This window comes from Mesorhizobium sp. FG116 (assembly GCF_057809835.1).
On record NZ_JBMDKS010000033.1, the window covers coordinates 1 to 16604 of the forward strand.

20 protein-coding genes are annotated in these 16604 nt (G+C 62.1%); 6 read left to right on the forward strand and 14 right to left on the reverse strand.

Annotated elements, in window-relative coordinates; translation table 11 throughout:
- The 4 genes from ACODTY_RS20445 to ACODTY_RS20460 all read left to right on the forward strand — a co-directional run.
- The coding region (locus tag ACODTY_RS20445) for a DUF4082 domain-containing protein (protein ID WP_488996040.1) at positions 1 to 624 on the forward strand (624 nt) is incomplete at its 5' end.
- 57 nt (positions 625 to 681) lie between these two features.
- The gene (locus ACODTY_RS20450) at positions 682 to 975 is read left to right on the forward strand and encodes a hypothetical protein (RefSeq protein WP_488996041.1); all 294 of its coding nucleotides are present in this window, start codon (positions 682 to 684) and stop codon (positions 973 to 975) included.
- 32 nt (positions 976 to 1007) lie between these two features.
- Positions 1008 to 3155, forward strand: a complete 2148-nt coding sequence (locus ACODTY_RS20455) for a peptidase domain-containing ABC transporter (RefSeq protein WP_488996042.1) — start codon at positions 1008 to 1010, stop codon at positions 3153 to 3155.
- Positions 3152 to 4576, forward strand: coding sequence for an HlyD family type I secretion periplasmic adaptor subunit (locus ACODTY_RS20460; RefSeq protein ID WP_488996043.1), 1425 nt, complete (start codon positions 3152 to 3154; stop codon positions 4574 to 4576). Before ACODTY_RS20455 ends, ACODTY_RS20460 begins: the two co-directional genes overlap by 4 nt.
- Positions 4577 to 4856: 280 nt before the next feature.
- Here the strand turns inward: ACODTY_RS20460 and ACODTY_RS20465 are convergent, their stop codons facing one another.
- Entirely contained in the window at positions 4857 to 6041 is a 1185-nt protein-coding gene (locus tag ACODTY_RS20465) for an NnrS family protein (protein WP_488996044.1), read from the reverse strand.
- 150 nt (positions 6042 to 6191) lie between these two features.
- Entirely contained in the window at positions 6192 to 6632 is a 441-nt protein-coding gene (locus ACODTY_RS20470; RefSeq protein WP_488996045.1) for a pseudoazurin, read from the reverse strand.
- Between the two features lie 163 nt (positions 6633 to 6795).
- Between ACODTY_RS20470 and ACODTY_RS20475 the strand changes: the two genes are divergently transcribed.
- Positions 6796 to 7497, forward strand: coding sequence for a Crp/Fnr family transcriptional regulator (locus tag ACODTY_RS20475; protein WP_488996046.1), 702 nt, complete (start codon positions 6796 to 6798; stop codon positions 7495 to 7497).
- Positions 7498 to 7527: 30 nt separating this feature from the next.
- On the opposite strand, the gene ACODTY_RS20480 is transcribed toward ACODTY_RS20475, so the two are convergent.
- From ACODTY_RS20480 to ACODTY_RS20500, 5 genes are read right to left on the reverse strand one after another with little or no spacing between them, the layout of a single operon-like run.
- Entirely contained in the window at positions 7528 to 7989 is a 462-nt protein-coding gene (locus ACODTY_RS20480) for an RrF2 family transcriptional regulator (protein ID WP_488996047.1), read from the reverse strand.
- A 47-nt stretch (positions 7990 to 8036) separates the two neighbouring features.
- Positions 8037 to 8501 (reverse strand): group III truncated hemoglobin, encoded by a 465-nt coding sequence (locus tag ACODTY_RS20485; protein WP_488996048.1) that lies wholly within the window; start codon positions 8499 to 8501, stop codon positions 8037 to 8039.
- A gap of 13 nt (positions 8502 to 8514) precedes the next feature.
- Positions 8515 to 8838, reverse strand: coding sequence for a metal-sulfur cluster assembly factor (locus ACODTY_RS20490; RefSeq protein WP_488996049.1), 324 nt, complete (start codon positions 8836 to 8838; stop codon positions 8515 to 8517).
- A gap of 2 nt (positions 8839 to 8840) precedes the next feature.
- On the reverse strand, positions 8841 to 9365 hold the full coding sequence (locus ACODTY_RS20495; RefSeq protein ID WP_488996050.1) for a DUF2249 domain-containing protein: 525 nt from the start codon (positions 9363 to 9365) through the stop codon (positions 8841 to 8843).
- A gap of 20 nt (positions 9366 to 9385) precedes the next feature.
- Positions 9386 to 10732 carry a hypothetical protein gene (locus ACODTY_RS20500; RefSeq protein ID WP_488996051.1) on the reverse strand — a complete coding sequence of 449 codons (1347 nt, stop codon included), beginning with the start codon at positions 10730 to 10732 and terminating at the stop codon, positions 9386 to 9388.
- Between the two features lie 369 nt (positions 10733 to 11101).
- Here ACODTY_RS20500 and ACODTY_RS20505 point away from each other — a divergent pair, with 369 nt between their 5' ends.
- Complete coding sequence (locus ACODTY_RS20505) at positions 11102 to 11380, forward strand: DUF6522 family protein (RefSeq protein WP_056237063.1); 279 nt, start codon at positions 11102 to 11104, stop codon at positions 11378 to 11380.
- A 5-nt stretch (positions 11381 to 11385) separates the two neighbouring features.
- Here the strand turns inward: ACODTY_RS20505 and ccoS are convergent, their stop codons facing one another.
- From ccoS to ccoO, 7 genes are read right to left on the reverse strand one after another with little or no spacing between them, the layout of a single operon-like run.
- The gene (gene ccoS, locus ACODTY_RS20510; RefSeq protein ID WP_488996052.1) at positions 11386 to 11541 is read right to left on the reverse strand and encodes a cbb3-type cytochrome oxidase assembly protein CcoS; all 156 of its coding nucleotides are present in this window, start codon (positions 11539 to 11541) and stop codon (positions 11386 to 11388) included.
- Positions 11538 to 13793 carry a cation-translocating P-type ATPase gene (locus ACODTY_RS20515; RefSeq protein WP_488996053.1) on the reverse strand — a complete coding sequence of 752 codons (2256 nt, stop codon included), beginning with the start codon at positions 13791 to 13793 and terminating at the stop codon, positions 11538 to 11540. Before ACODTY_RS20515 ends, ccoS begins: the two co-directional genes overlap by 4 nt.
- The gene (locus ACODTY_RS20520; RefSeq protein WP_488996054.1) at positions 13790 to 14572 is read right to left on the reverse strand and encodes a DUF2189 domain-containing protein; all 783 of its coding nucleotides are present in this window, start codon (positions 14570 to 14572) and stop codon (positions 13790 to 13792) included. The genes ACODTY_RS20515 and ACODTY_RS20520 overlap by 4 nt, the downstream gene beginning before the upstream one ends.
- 17 nt (positions 14573 to 14589) lie before the next feature.
- Entirely contained in the window at positions 14590 to 14808 is a 219-nt protein-coding gene (locus ACODTY_RS20525; protein ID WP_488996055.1) for a hypothetical protein, read from the reverse strand.
- Positions 14805 to 15677 carry a cytochrome-c oxidase, cbb3-type subunit III gene (ccoP, locus tag ACODTY_RS20530; protein WP_488996056.1) on the reverse strand — a complete coding sequence of 291 codons (873 nt, stop codon included), beginning with the start codon at positions 15675 to 15677 and terminating at the stop codon, positions 14805 to 14807. Before ccoP ends, ACODTY_RS20525 begins: the two co-directional genes overlap by 4 nt.
- Positions 15678 to 15691: 14 nt before the next feature.
- Positions 15692 to 15862, reverse strand: a complete 171-nt coding sequence (locus ACODTY_RS20535; RefSeq protein WP_082549497.1) for a cbb3-type cytochrome c oxidase subunit 3 — start codon at positions 15860 to 15862, stop codon at positions 15692 to 15694.
- Positions 15862 to 16599, reverse strand: coding sequence for a cytochrome-c oxidase, cbb3-type subunit II (gene ccoO / locus ACODTY_RS20540; protein WP_488996057.1), 738 nt, complete (start codon positions 16597 to 16599; stop codon positions 15862 to 15864). Before ccoO ends, ACODTY_RS20535 begins: the two co-directional genes overlap by 1 nt.
- Positions 16600 to 16604 lie beyond the last annotated feature (5 nt).

Sequence of the window (16604 nt, forward strand, 5' to 3'; positions counted from 1 at the left end):
ACCTTCAACGCCCAGACCAACACCGTCACCTTCACCCCGACCGCCGGCTACACCGGCGCGGCAGGCTTCACCTATGCCATCTCCGACGGCAAGGGCGGAGCATCGTCCGCAACCGTGTCTCTCAACGTCACAACACCCCCGCCCGCCACGCAGAGTCTGTTTGCATCGAACTCGACACCAGCGATCATCGCTGACAACGATCCGAATTCGGTCGAGCTTGGCATGAAGTTTACAGCCTCGACGGCAGGCACCATCACCGGCATCAAGTTCTACAAGGGGTCGCAGAATACGGGCACGCACACCGGCAGCCTGTGGACCTCGACCGGCAGCCTGATGGGAACGCTGACCTTCACCAACGAGACGGCAAGCGGCTGGCAATCGGCGACCTTCAACACGCCGATCCAGATCTCGGCCGGTCAGACCTATGTCGTTTCGTACCACACCAACGGCTTCTACTCCGCGAACAACAACTACTTCACCGCCCCTGTCACAAATGGGCCCCTTACTGCACCCGTGAATGCCGGGGTCTACGCCTATGGAAGTAGCTCTGTATTCCCGACCAGCACATGGAATGCGTCCAACTACTGGGTCGATGTAATGTTCAACGGACAGCTTGCCGCGTAGTATATTCCACTACGCGACAAGCACTGTCGGACATCCGGCCCAGAGGAAGGACACGCAATGCACCAGGAATTGTACGCCGACGGTATCGGCGAGGTCACTGTCAGCGGCACCATCGTGCGCATCGACCTTGTCAGCCTGTCGCCGAGCGAACGTGATCATACCAATTCTCCAAAGCCGGTGTTCCGCCAGCGCGTCATCATGCCGGTTGAGGCCTTCGCCAACAGCGTCGAGTTGATGCAAAAGGTGTTGCAGGGCCTGATCGACGCCGGCGCGGTGAAGAAGACGCCAGTCGCACCCGCGGAAGCCGAGAAGCATGGCCGTGGCGTAAACGGCTCACCCAACTTCAGCTGATCGAAACCTGATCGTAGCGGGGGCTTCCGGCCATGGATTCGATGCCGCAGACAGGGCTGTATTGCCTGGCCGGCTTGTTGCGGCATCACGGGCTGGACGGCAGCCCCGAGAGGTTGGCGGCGATCTATGCCGTGGGCAGTGAGCCGGCATCTCCGACCCTAATACTGCGCATGGCCCGGGAAGCCGGCCTACGCGCCAAATTCGCCAAGGTCGGTCGCAACGGCCTGATGAAGCTCGGCAAGGCCTATCCGGCGCTTGCCCGCCTCGACAACGACAACTGGGTCTCCATTATCGGCACCGCGCGCACCGAGGCCGGCGAGGATATCGTGCAGATATTCGATCCGCTGGCGGCGCGCCCGGAACTGCTTGCCGTGCCGCTCGACCAGTTTTGCGCGAGATGGAGCGGCGAACTTCTGCTGGCCAAGCGCACCTATGCGCTGAGCGACCCGGATCAGCCCTTCAGCTTCCGCTGGTTCCTGCCCGAAATCGTCAAGCAGCGGAGGCTGTTTGCCGACGTCGCCATCGCAGTCTTGTTCCTCTACGCCATCGGCCTGGCAACACCGATCTTTTTCCAGCTCGTCATCGACAAGGTGCTCGTCCACGAGAGCTATTCGACGCTCTACGTTTTGAGCATCGGCGTGTGCGTGGCGCTTCTGTTCGACGCAACCTTCGTATTCCTGCGCCGCTATCTCCTGATCTTCGCCACCAACCGCATCGACATCAGGGTGGCGACGCGGACCTTCAAGCACCTGCTCGACCTGCCGATCACCTTCTTCGAACAGGGTTCGGCGGGCGTTCTGGTCAAGCATATGCAGCAGGCGGGCCGCATTCGTGAATTCATGACCGGGCGCCTGTTCCTGACCATGCTTGATGCGCTGTCGCTGCTGGTTTTCGTGCCGGTGCTGTTCCTCTACAGCGCCAAGCTCGCGACGCTGGTGCTTCTGTTCAGCGCAGCCATCGCCATCGTCGTGGCGCTGATGGTTGGCCCGTTCAAGCGGAGGCTGAACGCGCTCTATGAAGCCGAGGGCATCCGCCAGGGCATGCTGGTCGAGACCGTTCACGGCATGCGCACGGTGAAATCGCTCGCCATGGAGCCGCTGCAACGCCGCGTCTGGGACGACCGTTCCGCCCAGACGGTGACCACGCGCTTCGATGTCGAGAAGATTTCCACGGTGGCGCAGTCCGTTACCGGCTTCATGGAGAAGCTGATGGGCGTTTCCATCGTCGGCTTCGGCGCACTGGCCGTGTTCGACGGCAACATGACCATCGGCGCACTCGTTGCCTTCAATATGCTGGCCGGCCGCGTCTCAGGACCGCTCGTCCAGATCGTGACGATGGTGCACGAATACCAGGAGGTCGCGCTTTCGGTCCGCATGCTGGGCGAAGTGATGAACCAGCGCGTCGAGCGCAGCGGTCGCACCGAGGGCTTGAGGCCCGATATTGCCGGCGCCATCGAGTTCCAGAATGTGTCCTTCCGCTATCGCGCCGACATGCCTCTGGCGTTGGACAACGTCTCGTTCGCGATCAACGCCGGCAGCGTGTTCGGCGTCGTCGGCCGCAGCGGCTCGGGCAAGACCACGGTGACGCGGCTTTTGCAGGGGCTCTATCCGATCCAGCAGGGGATCATTCGCATCGGCGGCCATGATGTGCGCGAAATCGACCTCGTCCATTTGCGCAAGAATGTCGGCGTGGTGCTGCAGGACAATTTCCTGTTCCGCGGCACTGTTCGCGAGAACATCGCGGCGGCAAGGCCGGACGCCACCTTTGAACAGGTTGTCGAGGCGGCGCGTCTGGCGGGTGCCGAAGAGTTCATCGAGCAGTTGCCTCGAGGCTACGATACGATGATCGAGGAAAATGCCGAAAACCTGTCCGGCGGACAGAAGCAGCGCCTCTCCATCGCCCGCTCGCTGGTGAATGATCCGCGTATCCTGATCTTCGACGAGGCGACCAGCGCGCTTGATCCGGAAAGCGAGATGATCGTTCGCCAGAGCATCCGCAAGATCGCCGAGGGTCGTACGGTCATCATCGTTTCGCACCGCCTGTCGACGCTTGCCGACGCCGACGCCATCCTGGTCATCGACCGAGGCAAGCTCGCCGATATTGGCGGCCACGACCAGTTGCTGTCGCGCTGCACGACCTACCGGCATCTGTGGAACCAGCAGACGAGGCTTGCAGTATGAAAGCCTCCCGCGCCAAGCTCTCGCTCGCCAAGACCGACACCACGCCCGTTCCTGCTCCGGTGGAGCCGCCCGTCCTGCGCATAGTTCAGGCACCGCCGGTTCCGGCAATACTCGAGTTCCAGCCCGACGCCGTCGAGCTTGAGCAGAGGCCGCCTCCCCGGCTGGCGCGCATGACGCTCTACGGCATCCTGTTTTTCGTTGCATGCGCCATCACCTGGGCCTCACTGTCGAGCATTGACGAGATCGTCGTCGCCCCCGGCAAGCTCATCACGACGCGGCCGATGCTGGTAGTGCAACCGCTGGAAACCTCGGTGATCCGCACGATCGATGTGAAAGTCGGCGACACCGTGCACGCCGGCCAGACCCTGGCGACGCTTGACCCGACCTTTGCCACGGCTGACAGCAGCCAGTTGCTGGGCAAGATCCAGGGCTTCGATTCCCAGATCGAACGCATCGAGGCAGAACTTGCGGGAAAGACCTATTCGGTGCCGCAGAGTGCGCGCGCCGACCAGTTGCTACAGGCGCAATTGTTCAGCCAGCGCAAGGCCTTCTACGATGCCAAGCTGCGCGACTACGACACGCAGATCGCGCATGCGGAAGCGACCCTTGCCGCGAGCCACAGCGAGGAAGCGGTGCTGGTCAAGCGGCTGGCAGGCCTACATGAAATCGACCAGATGCGCGAAACCCTTTTCGACCAGGGCACAGGCTCGCGCCTGAGCTATCTGCAGGGGCGCGACGTCAGTCTCGACCTTGAGGCCGGCATCGGCCGCATTCGCGGCAATCAATTGGAGACGGCACAGACCCTCGAGCAGGCCAAGGCCGAACGGCAGGCCTTCATGGAGGATTTCCGCCGCGCTTCAATGGAGAACCTGGTGGAGTTGCGCGACAATCGGGGCGCTGCCTCGGAAGAGCTGAAGAAGGCCGAACTGCGCCAGCAGATGGCAGTGCTGACCGCACCCGCCGATGCCGCCGTTCTGGACATTGCGCAGCGCTCCATCGGTTCCGTGGTGCGTGACGCAGAGCCCTTGTTTACGCTGGTGCCGCTTGATGTGCCGCTTGAGGCGGAAGTTGCGGTTGCGTCCAAGGACATCGGCCAGATCGCCAGCGATGACACCGCAAGGGTCAAGTTCGACGCCTTCCCGTTTCAGAAACACGGAACGGCCGACGGCAAGGTTCGCAACATCAGCCAGGACGCGTTCGCGCCGGGCCAGCAAGGCGAACAGCATCAGCAAAACACGGCACCCTTCTACAAGGTGCGGGTGGCGCTTGGCGACATGAATTTGCGCAACCTGCCGCAAGGTTTCCGGTTGATTCCCGGAATGACGGTGCAGGCCGAGATCAAGACAGGCCAACGCACCATCATCTCCTATTTCCTCTACCCGCTGCTGCGCGGACTGGACGAAAGCCTGCACGAGCCGTGAGGCTCTTGAAACGCTTTAGGTCGTGAACTCATAAATCTGATCGAAATGGTGTGAGGCCATCTGTTCGGATACGAGGAAAAAGAGCGCAGGAAATGTCATTCATTTTCAAGCTCTTTTGACAAAGTAGCCGGGCAGATGGACCACATCCGAAGGACGCCGGAACGGCTGCAAGCTGCCGCGTCGAACCGCTCGGCCGATGGTCCACATCGCCCTTCGCGCTTCTCCTTGCATCTTATTGCCGTTCCAGGCGCCATTTCCATCATATTTATGAGTCCACGACCTAGTGTGCGCGCAGTTTCGGCTTGACCAGCATGCCGCCGAAAATGGCGGCATAACCGAGGAACGCGGCTGCCCACAGCCCGGCTGACATGTCGAGCAGCATCGTCATATCGGGCACGAATGCAGCGGCGATGCGAGCCAGTGCGGCTAGCGCGACAAGCACATAGATTGCGCGCGTACCACCACTGGCCCGCAGTTCGCGTCCCGTGTGCCCAAGCGTGGCGCGCGTCATGACCGCGAGCGTCATCGAGCCGACCGCGCCGACCCCGAATGCGTGCAGGCCGGCCACGGGCGGAACGCTATCCGGCAGAAGCGCCGGAAGCCCTGCAAGCAGGAACCCGGCAGGTATGAACAGATAGGCGACGTGCAACACGGTTACGAGCGGATCGCGCAAGGTGCGCTCGCCGGCCCAGCGGGCGAGACGCAGAAGATTAAGAGCGGAAGCTACAATCATCATCCAGCCGGTCAGTATCGATCCGGGGGCAAAGGTCCATGCCGCCAGCGCCAGCACCGAAAAAATGATGATGGCTGCGTCAAGCTTGTTGAACGGAACCGGCAGGCGTCCCGGATTTTCGCGCACCAGCCAGTTGCGCGTGAAGCTCGGAATGATGCGACCGCCTATGATGGTGATGAGGACGATGGCCGCTGCGATGCCAAGCCGCCGCGAAACATCGGAAATCCCTTCGAAATGAGCTTCCAGATGAAAGGCCAGATTGGCAAGGAACAGCACGCTGACCGGAACCACAACCTTGAGGTTGCGCCAGTTGCGGCCGGCAATGATCTCGATCGCCGCAGACGCGGCGACCGCCAGCAGGAAGGCACAGTCGATGACCGCCGCGGCTGCCCAGCCGATCTCGGCTGAGAAAGCGACCGCAACCCGACCAGCCAGCCACAGAACCACCAACCCCAGAAGCGGCAAACCCTGAACCGGCAGTCGGCCGGTCCAGTTAGGAATTGCCGTCAGAAGGAAGCCGGTGACGATGGCTGCGAGATAACCGAACAACATCTCGTGGATGTGCCAATCGACCGGCACGAATACGCTGGAGATTTCGACCGAGCCATAAAACAGCGGCAGCCAGAAGACGATGGAAGCGCCGGCATGCAGCGCACCAAGAAGGAAGAACGGGCGAAAGCCGTAGGAGAGGATCGCCGGATAGTTGCCGGGTCTGGTGCGAGGAATGGCCATGTCGTTCATTTCAATAAAACGGCAAGGCAAATTCCCCCCGGAGTTTGCCTTGCCGGCGGAGCGCTCACAACCGGCGTGCGATCCGGGGATGCTCCAATGCAGTTCTGGAGTGCGCGATCCCACGACCGCTCACCGGCACCATGACTGGCTTTAATTAGCCGGCACTTCGGCCAACAGGGCTTCGAACACTTTCTTTGCCTTGCCCGTCTGCTTGACCCCCTTGGCGGCATCGAGATTGACCGGCTTGCCGACGACGACGAGAGCCACCATGCCCATGCCGTAATGCGGCGTGCACTTGACGCCGTAGACGCCTTCCTTGTCGAGCGTAACGGTGATCTGCTCGTTCATCTTGCCCTTGAACGGCTCGGCGCCATCGGGGATCATGCCCTTGATGCTCTCGGCGTCATGGCCCTTGTCGGTCGGCACGAAAGTAACGGTGTCGCCGGGTTGCGCCTGAATAAAGTCAGGCTGGAATACCATGGCGCCCTTGTCACCCTTGTTGAGCATCTGGACCTGATGGTCCGCAGCCTGGGCAGCGCCTGCCATCATCAGGGCGGCGACTGCAACAGCCATAGCGATCTTGTTTCTCATGATCTTGCCTTTCATTTTGTGCGACGTTGAGATGGTGTCTAAGCCGCAGTGGAGTGATAAACGTTGCGAGAACGCAAACAAAGCCGGGATCACCGATAATGGTGGTGCCGGTTGACGCAGGCGCCCTCTGGGGCGCTTTTCGACCGCAACAGGAAAGAGCGACTTGAGCCGCCTCGACCGAACATTGATCGCCGACCTGGCTCCCTTCCAGGGCATGCAGGCTACCGAACTGGACACCATGCTGGGGCAAGCTCGTTCGATGCGGGTGGCCAAGGATACGGCCATTTTCGAACAGGAAGCCGAGGCACACGCCTTCTTCCTGCTGCTCGACGGGCATGTTCGCGTTGTGAAGACCACGCCCGATGGCCAGCAGGTTATCGTACGCTACATCAGCCCCGGCGAATTGCTTGGCATTGCCCACGCGCTCGGCCGCACGACCTATCCGGCAACCGCAGTCGCCGCGGTCGACTGCGTGATCCTGTCGTGGCCGAGCCGGTTGTGGTCTGAATTCGCAGCCGCCTTTCCGAGCTTCGGCGCCAATACCTACAAAGCCGTCGGTGCGCGGCTGCAGGACGCGCATGCGCGCGTGATCGAAATGTCTACCGAACAGGTGGACCGCCGTGTTGCCCACGCATTGCTCAAACTGGTGCAGCAGACGGGCAGGAAGACCGAGGACGGGTTGTTGATCGACTTCCCGCTGTCACGCCAGGACATAGCCGACATGACCGGAACGACTTTGCACACCGTCAGCCGGCTGATGACGGCGTGGGAGGAGAAGGGCCTGGTGAAAAGCGGACGCCAGAAGGTGACCGTGGTGCAGCCGCACAAGCTGCTCCTGCTGGCCGAGGGACAATCCGACAAATAGGCTAGCTTGCTGCGCTCGCTCCGGCGGTTGCTATCGCGCTGCCTCTAAAGCACGGGACTTCCCGGAAAAGGGACCAGTCGGGAAGAAATCCGTCGGAGCCAGCACGATGTCGGCAAGCGTGTAGCTATCCAGGGTCCTGTGAAACGACGCCAACGCCTCGTTCAGCACGCCCGAAAGCTTGCAGCAATTGGTGAGGACGCACTGGTTGCCGGTGGAAAAACATTCGACAAGCGCAAAATCCGGCTCGGTCAGCCGCATGACGTCGCCGATGCGGATCGCTTCCGGGCGGCGCGCCAGCATCAATCCGCCAGCCCGGCCACGAATGCCGACGAGAAAACCGCCGCGCGTCAAGACATTCGCGACCTTGTTGAGATGCGTCTTGGGCAAGCGAAAGGTGCGCGCCGTTTCTTCGATGGTGATGAGCCGGCCTTCTGCCGAAGCGGCAAACATCAGCATCCGAAGCGCGTAGTCGGAGAAACCGGTTAGCCGCATGTTAGTCCATCTCCAGACAGGCCCCGGTTAGGGGTGAGGCCGAGACCCTACAAGCTCTCTTCGAATATCGGCTGAATGTCGACCGTGCTTTCGCCTCGACTGAAGGCCACGGCGAGGCGGAAGCTGTGCGCGATGCGCAGCGCACGATCCATGAACAGGGCGGCAACCTCGGGCGGGCAAACGCGATGAACCGTTGCGCGAAACAGCGTCAACCAGCGTCGGAAATGCTCTTCGCCGAGGCCGGGGATCGCCAGGTGCGGCGGCAGCGGCCGGCCGTCATATCGATACGTCCTGAGCAGTACCGAGGACCAGAAGTCGCACATCTTGGCGAGATGGTGTGGCCACTCGTCCGGGGAAATGCGGCTGTTGAAGACAGGTGCGAGCAACTCGTCGCGCCGGATCTGGTCGTAGAAACCGTGCACGACATCATGGACCATCTGCTCGTCGAGGAGATCGGGCAAGGGCACGCCGTCGATAACGATCTTGCTCTTGGTACGGGTGGTGTCGTTCATATGCGTTCTTCCATCAGGCGAGACCCAGCCGCTGTCGCGCACTGTCATTCATCATTTCCGGCATCCAGGCCGGCTCGTATGTAAGCTTGACCTCGGCAAAGTGCACGCCGGCCACCGACCATGCCGCACTTTCCACTGCTTCCTTAAGATAGCCGGTTGCCGGGCAGCCCTTGGTCGTCGTCGTCATTTCGATCTGCGCGACCCCGCCCTCGGCGATGGAAACGTCGTAGATGAGGCCGAGATCGACGACATTTTCGCCGAGTTCGGGGTCGATCACCACGCGCAGCGCCTCGATCACATCGGCGGCCAGCGGCTCGGCTTCTTCGTTGCTTGCCATCTTTAGCGCCGAGGGTTCCCTGCGCGGATCACCACCCGGTAGTGGCCTTCCGGTTCCATCTGGCCGCGCCAGCTATGGCCGCGCGCCTCAAGTTCCTCAAGCAGGAAGACCGGCTCACGCGGCAAAAGCGCGGCAATGGTCTGGCCTGGTTGCAGCGCCTCCACGCCTTCGAGCGTCTTCACCATCGGCTCGGGCGGGTCTAGGTCGCGATTGTCGAGTTCATCGACCGGAGCAGGCCAAGCATCATTGGACGCAGAGGCAGCAGCGGCAGGCTTCGCAGCCGGCGCTGCCGCGGTTTCGCTCGGAGTGAAAATCACCTCCCACTCGCCGCTGCCGATCTCGCGCGCCGAGGCATCGAACCCGCGCGCGCCGAGAACCTGGAACAACGGCAGCGGCTTGAAGGTGGCGAAAAGGCGAAGGCTCTGTCCTGGAGCAAGTGCTGACACGGCCTGCATGATGACGCTGAATGGTTCACCGCCTTCGCGCAGGATCGGCCGAACATCGAGGTCGTAATAGGGCATGCTCATGAGAAATTCTCCAGTCGGGTTCATCGCGCGGATGAAAGAAAAAGCCGGGGCCTCGAGGTGCCCTCGGGCAAACGCGTGGCAACGGCTACGTTGAACAGGCGGCGTACCAGCACCATTTCAACCACCAGCGCCACCGTTGCGCAAAGTGTTGCTAGCGTCGCCAGCCGAAACAGGTCCGGCATGCCCGCAAGAAGCGCGATCGTACCTGCAAGCACGCCGGCGAAATACAAGGCGAACCACGGAATGTCGCGCTTTTCCACGACGAGGTCCTGAACACGCGGCGTCGGCTTGCGACCCATCACCGGGCCGTAGCATTCCAGCCATGTGAGGAACGGGACGATCTTGTAAAGTTGCGACAGGCCAAGGCCGCTCAGCCAGCCGAAGGCGACAAGATAAACGAGAGCCGCGATGTGCTGGCCAAGCGTACCGGTCGCGACCAACCCGACAAGCAAGGCGACCGACAGGTAAAGCGCGGCAAAGGCCCCGATGGCCGAACGGCTGTTCAGTTCGATATTTCGCCGCTTGCGATGGCGGTAGAAGAAGACCAGATCGACGCCGTAGAAAACGACGGCGACGAGCATGGCAAGGCAGGCGGCATGCCACGCAATTCCCGGACCGCCCAACACGCGCTCAATCGGAACCACGACCAGAACCAGCGCGAGCGCGGCGCAACTGCTCCAGAGCACAATTTTTCCGGTGGCGCGCTCCTTGTCCGGCGACAGCATGAACATCGGCAAAAGCCGATAGCTGACGCCAATCGCGGTCATCGTCAGCCAGCCGCCGAAGCCAGCGGTCACATGCAGCGGCAAGACTTCGCCGGTCCAGTCGATCTCAGCGCCCGCCATATCGAGCCCTGACAGCAACAGGGCAAACAGAACGCCAATCGAAGCCGTGGCGACCAGACAGGCCAGACCCGCGGCGACGAAGCGGGCGGGCAGCGGCAACGGCCTGCCGCGCAGAAGTGTGCGGCCCAGAACGACGATGGCAAGGCCGAAGCCCAGCGGCAAAAGAATACCGGCGATCGGCAGCAAAGGCAGGTCGGTTTGCAGATCGCCGGAGAGTTGCAGGAAGCCTGCGAGAAGCGAAGCAAGTCCAGCGACAAGGCTGACCAGCGCCGGCAGCACGAACCGTGCGCCGACAAGCGGCTGCGCCACCAGAACCGGCACGAACTGGAACAATGCCCCGCACATCAAGAGGCTGAGCCAGCCGATGGTTATCATATGCACGAGCGCAAGCGTCTGCGGGTCTTCCACCGCCGTCGCGGGATATCCAAGGCCCATGGCCATCATGGTCTGGGCGCCAAGGAGGCACGCCAGCGCGGCGGCAAAATACGCCATAGTCCAGCGCGAAAGCGCCGCCCCCATCATGATCGCACATCCTTGGAGTCATGCCTGCCAGATCGGCAGGGATGCGGTTCAGCGCAGAGATGGTCACAAAGCACAAGCACCTCCCAACCGGCTGGCGCCAGCATGTTGCCGCACCCCTGCGCGATCAGAACGGCGAGGCTGTAGGCAGCAGCGCGGCCATCCATGGACCTATCATTAGCTGCTTGCCATCCAGCTCGTTCGCGCTGGCGCATCGAAGGGTCTCCCACCCATGATCTTCTCATGGGTCATGTAAAACATAGATTTGCAATCTATGTATTTGCGAAAAGGCAAACAGCGTCGGAAAGCGCCATATATTCTGCACCAGGAAGTCTTGGAAGGCTGGGACATTCCATCGCCCGGAGATCGAGCATGAAACTGGAACGTGACGCCAAGGGAGATTTCTTCGTCGATCCTGCGATCCTGGCCGCAAGGCTGCACCTGACCGTGGCCGAACTGCAAAGGATGATGCGGCTGGGGCTGGTGACAAGCACGGTCGAAGCAGGCGCCGGCCCCGACGAAGGGCAGCAACGGCTGACCGTGCGGCGCGGCAACTTCGTCTGGCGCGCGGTGATAGACGCCGAACAACGCATAGTCGGCGAAGAAGCACTCGACTTAGTCAAGCTCGCGTCCGAACAGGGCCGGCAATAAGAGCCCTACCTTTCGTCGTCCTCGTCGTCGTCGAGGAGGATGCGCGCGGCCGCTCCGTCAAGATCGTCATACTGGCCGCTGCGAAGCGACCATAGGAAGCCGCCAAGGGCAGCGCCACCCAGGATAAGCGCCAGAGGCACGAGGAAGACAAGGCTGCTCATTCAGCCGGCACTATCGATTGAATTTTTGACGCTTGATACGGGCGCGCCTTGTCGGCTGGCTTGGGCAGTTTGCCAGCCCTGAGGCGAAGTGCATTGGCCACTACAAGCACTGACGACAGCGACATGGCAAGCGCGGCGATAAGCGGCGTCACATAGCCTGCGATCGCGATCGGCAAGGCGATGGCGTTATAGATGATGGCAAGCGCAAAATTCTGCCTCACCAACTGGCCTGCCTCCCGGGCGACAGCAAGCGCAGTCGGCACCGCCGACAGGCTTTCATGCAGGAAAACGAAGTCGGCGGCGTTGCGTCCTATGTCGGCAGCGGTTGCCGGCGCCATCGACACATGCGCGGCGGCGAGCGCCGGGGCATCGTTCAACCCGTCGCCCACCATCAAGGTGCGCTTGCCGTGCTGGGCCAGATTGGCAAGGTAGTCGAGTTTTGCGCCGGGCAGCAGCGCGCCTTCATAGTTCTGGACACGCAGTTGCCGGGCAGTGGCCGCAACAGTGGCAGGCTGATCGCCAGACAATATCGCCACATCAAGCCCCTCGGCTTGCAAGGCGGCAATGGCGTCGCCAGCGTACGGGCGAAGGGCGTCCTCAAATACGAAGCTCGCGGCAAGTCCACCGTTGCGGGCCAGCACGGTTCCCTGACCTTCACCCCCTCCAGCAAGCGCCCATTCGGCACGGCCCAGACGGTAGATGTCGACTCCCGCATGGGCTTCAATGCCTAGGCCGGGATGTTCGACGATGTCAGCAAGCAGGATTGCCGTATCTCGATTGACACCGGATGCAATGGCCCGCGACAACGGGTGACGCGACTTTGCGGCCAGCGCTGCCGCGACATCAAGCATTGCCTTGTCGTCGGCCTGCGCATCGACGAGCCGCGCCCGGCCAAGCGTCAACGTGCCTGTCTTGTCGAACAGAGCCGCATCGATTTCGGCCAGCCGTTCGATGCCGGAGCCATCCTTGACCATGACGCCGTTTTCGAACAGGCGCCGTGCTGCAATCACCTGCACGATCGGCACAGCCAGCCCGAGCGCGCAGGGGCAGGTGATGATCAAAACGGCAATGGCAATGCTGATTGACTGATGCCAGTCGCCGGTCGCGGCGATCCAACCAAGGAACGTCAGGAATGCGGTTACATGGACAACCGGCGAATAAAGCCGTGAGGCCCGGTCGGCCAAGCGCCGATAGCGAGCGCGTCCGCCTTCGGCTGCCTCCATCAAACGCACCATCTCGGCCAGGAACGAGTCTTGCGCCTTGGCAGTCGCGGTAAGCGTCAGGGGGCCGGTGAGATTGAGCGTACCCGCGCGCAATTCGGAGCCGGGACCAACATGAAGTGGCGCACTCTCGCCGGTGGCGATGGCACAGTCGAGTTCCGATGAACCTTCCACGACCGTACCGTCGACCGGAATGCGGTCGCCTGCGGCGAGCAGGATGCGCATGCCGGGCTCGACTTCGCTGACCGGAAGGTAATCCTGGCTGCCGTCGTCACGCAGGACGGTCGCGCCGCGCGGGCTCAGCCGCACGAGGCCGCGCACCGCGGCGCGCGCCTTCTCGCGCATGACATGGTCCAGCGTTCGCCCGATCAGGAGGAAGAACACCAGCGTCGTGGCGGCGTCGAAATAGGCATGGGTTCCATTGTGGACCGTGTCGTAGAGGCTGAGCGAATAGGCAAGCGTAATGCCGATGGAGATCGGAACGTCCATGTTGGTGCGGCCGACCTTCAAGGCGCCCCATGCCGAGCGAAAGAAAACCTGCCCGGAATAGACGAGCGCCGGCAAGGCCAGAGCGGCCGAAATCCAGTGAAAAGCCTGTCGCGTCTCCGCATCGGCGCCGGACCAGACCGACACTGAAAGCAGCATGATGTTCATGGCGCAGAAGCCGGCGACGCCGACGGCGCGGATAAGGCGCGAAAGTTCGGGATCGCGCTTGTCCTGCTCTGCTTCATAGAGATGCGCGGGATAGCCGAGACCAGCGAGAGTCTGGATCATCTGCGGTGCGACGTCGCCCCGCCATTTGACGCCAACGCGCTTGGTCGAGAGGTTGACGCGTGCGCTTTCGACGCCGGGCAATTTGCCAAGCCCGCGTTCGACAGTGCGAATGCACGCCGCACAATGGACGGCGGGAACGGAAAGATCGGTCTGGAAAAGACCATCGCCCAGATCACGGCTGGCCAGCCGTAGCTCTTCTGCCGAGGGATCGCGCCCGAGTTCGGCAGCAGCCTCTACGCCGGGCGCACAGCAACTCATCTGATTGCCTTGTAGGCATGCCAGGTGGCATGGCCAAGCAGCGGGAAGATGATGACCAGGCCGACAAGCCCGGTAACGACCGCAAGCAGGAACAGGACCAGCACGATCACGCCCCACATTACCATTACCGGCAGGTTGCGCCAGACCATTGAAATGCTGGTGCCCATCGCGGTGAAGGCATCGAGCTTCTGGTCGAGCAGCATGGGAATGGCAAATACGCTGATGGCAAAGGAGAAGGCCGCGAACAGGCCGCCAACCACGGTACCTACGACAAGCATGCCCCAACCTTCCGGCGTCGTGGCGAGCATTCCGGCAACGTGGTCAAGACCGGGGAACGGGCGGACGCCGAAGAACAAGGCATAGATGATGACGGCCGCACGCATCCAGAGCAGCATCAAAAGGCAGAGGATCGCGCCGGTATAAAGCACCTGCGCCCCCGACTTGGCGACGACGAACAGCATGCTTTCAAGCTTGACCGGCTCGCCGTCTTCGAGGGCGCGACTCTTCTCGTAAAGACCGATGGCGACCAACGGTCCGACCACCATGAACCCCGCCAGTGCAGGAAACAGGATGTAGTCCAGCCCGAGGGCGAACAGGCACCATACCATCGCGACGGAAATCGCGAACACGACAAGGCCATAAAAAAGGCTCGGGCCGGGGTGTCGCCACAGATCGCGCCAGCCGGCTCCAAGCCATGCAAAGGCAGCGCTTGCAGGAAGATGGCGGCGGCGCTGCTCGGCCAGCGGAATGATGATCTCGGACGGTTCGGCGGTGGCCATGCCTTATCCTTTCAGCTTCAACAGGCCGATCGCGCTGCCCTGAGGGGAGCGCCGTCGACACCGACTTCCTTTGCGTGCGGCACGCAGTCGGGCTGCGAGGTGACCGCAACATAGACCAGATGCGCGTTTGCTGCGACAAACACCGCCAACACCGTTGCGGCCAGGCCCCATACTGCCAGCCTGCGCCGGCGTTGCGGGCTGTCTTGGGATGGCGTTGCGGCGCTTGCCGATGTCACTGCGGCGCTCCGTCAAGCGAGTGAACGTAAACGGTCAGGAGCTTGACCTGGAGCGGGCTGAGGCGCGCGCCCCAGTGCGGCATGTGACCCTGCCGGCCGGAATAGACGCTGGTGTAGACGGAATTGACATCGCCGCCGTAGATCCAGAAATGATCCGTCAGGTCGGGCGCGCCGACGTCGTGGCTGCCCTTGGCATTGTCGCCGTGGCAGGCCACGCAATTGGCGGCGAAGACCTCCTTGCCCGCGTCGATCTTGGCGGCATCGCCCTCGGCACCGGACAGCGAGCGAACGTAGGTTACGACATTTGAAATCTGCTCCGGCGCGAGCACGCCGTCGCGGCCGAAGGCCATCATCTGCGAAACGCGCGTGTCGTCATTGGTGGAATTGATGCCGACCTTGATCGTTTCCTCGATCGCTTCGGGTTCACCACCCCACAGCCACGATTTCGACGTGAGATTGGGGAAGCCCGGACCGCCGGTCGCACTGACGCCGTGACAGACGGCGCAGTTGTCGACGAACAGGGTGCGGCCCGCCTCCTTCACCGGCTGCATCAGCGCCGGGTCGGCCTCGATCTCGGCATAGCTCAGGGTCTCGACCTTGCCGGCCCACGCCGAAGCGCGCTCCGCATCGGCCTTGGCGACCTGCTCGGTGACGAGGTTTCGCTGGTCGAACCCGGTCAGGCCCTTGGTGAAGGTCGAGCCGAGCGGCCAGGTCGGATAGAGCACCCAGCAGATCAGCGAAAACAGAACCGTAGCGCCAAGGAAGAAAAAGACCACCCTCGGGATCGGTGTCTCGAGTTCCTCGATGCCATTCCACTCATGGCCGGTGGTCGTTCGGCCAGTCACCCGATCGCGCTTTTCAAGCTCCATCGTTTTTCTCCGGCCTATTCCAGCGGCTTGTCGTCGTTGTCGAGAATGCTCATCTTGGCATGGGTGAAGCGCTTGCGGTTGGACGGCCACAACGCATAGACCATCACCGCCGCCGACATGGCGAGGAGATAGAAAAGCCCCCAGCTCTTCGAGAGCGCTACCAGCGTATCGTGATCGAAGTCCATTACTCCACCTCCGCCGTTGCAGCCTGCTGATAGGCCTTGTCGGTCAGCTTGCCGAGTATCTGCAGATAGGCAACCAGAGCATCCATTTCGGTAAGACGCGACGGATCGCCGTCGAACGCGCGCACATGGGTCGCTTCGCCATATCGCTCCGCGACGCCAGCCGCCGCATTGCTGTCCGGCGAGGCCTGGCCGCGCGCATCCTGCACCGCATTCTCGACCATCGCCTGCGTATAGGGCACGCCGACCGTCTGCTGGGCCGCAAGATGCTCGCCAAGATCATCGATCTTCAGTTCGTTGCGCATCAGCCAGCCATATTTCGGCATGACCGATTCCGGCACGACATCGCGCGGGTTGATGAGGTGCGCGACGTGCCAGGCGTCGGAATATTTCTCGCCGAGGCGGGCAAGATCCGGGCCGGTGCGCTTCGACCCCCACAGCATTGGATGGTCGTATTTGGATTCGACCGCCAGCGAATAGGGGCCGTAGCGCTCGACCTCGTCACGCAACGTGCGGATCATCTGCGAATGGCAGGCATAGCAGCCTTCGCGGATATAGATGTTGCGCCCTGCCAGTTCGAGCGGCGTGTAGGTGCGCATGTCGGGCACCTCTTCCACCGTTTCCTGGATGGTGAACAGCGGCGCAATCTCCATGAAGCCGCCGATCGAGGCGACTGCCACGATCGCCACGACGAAGCCGATGGCATTGCGTTCGATCTTGCGGTGAAAGAACTCTTTCATGGTCG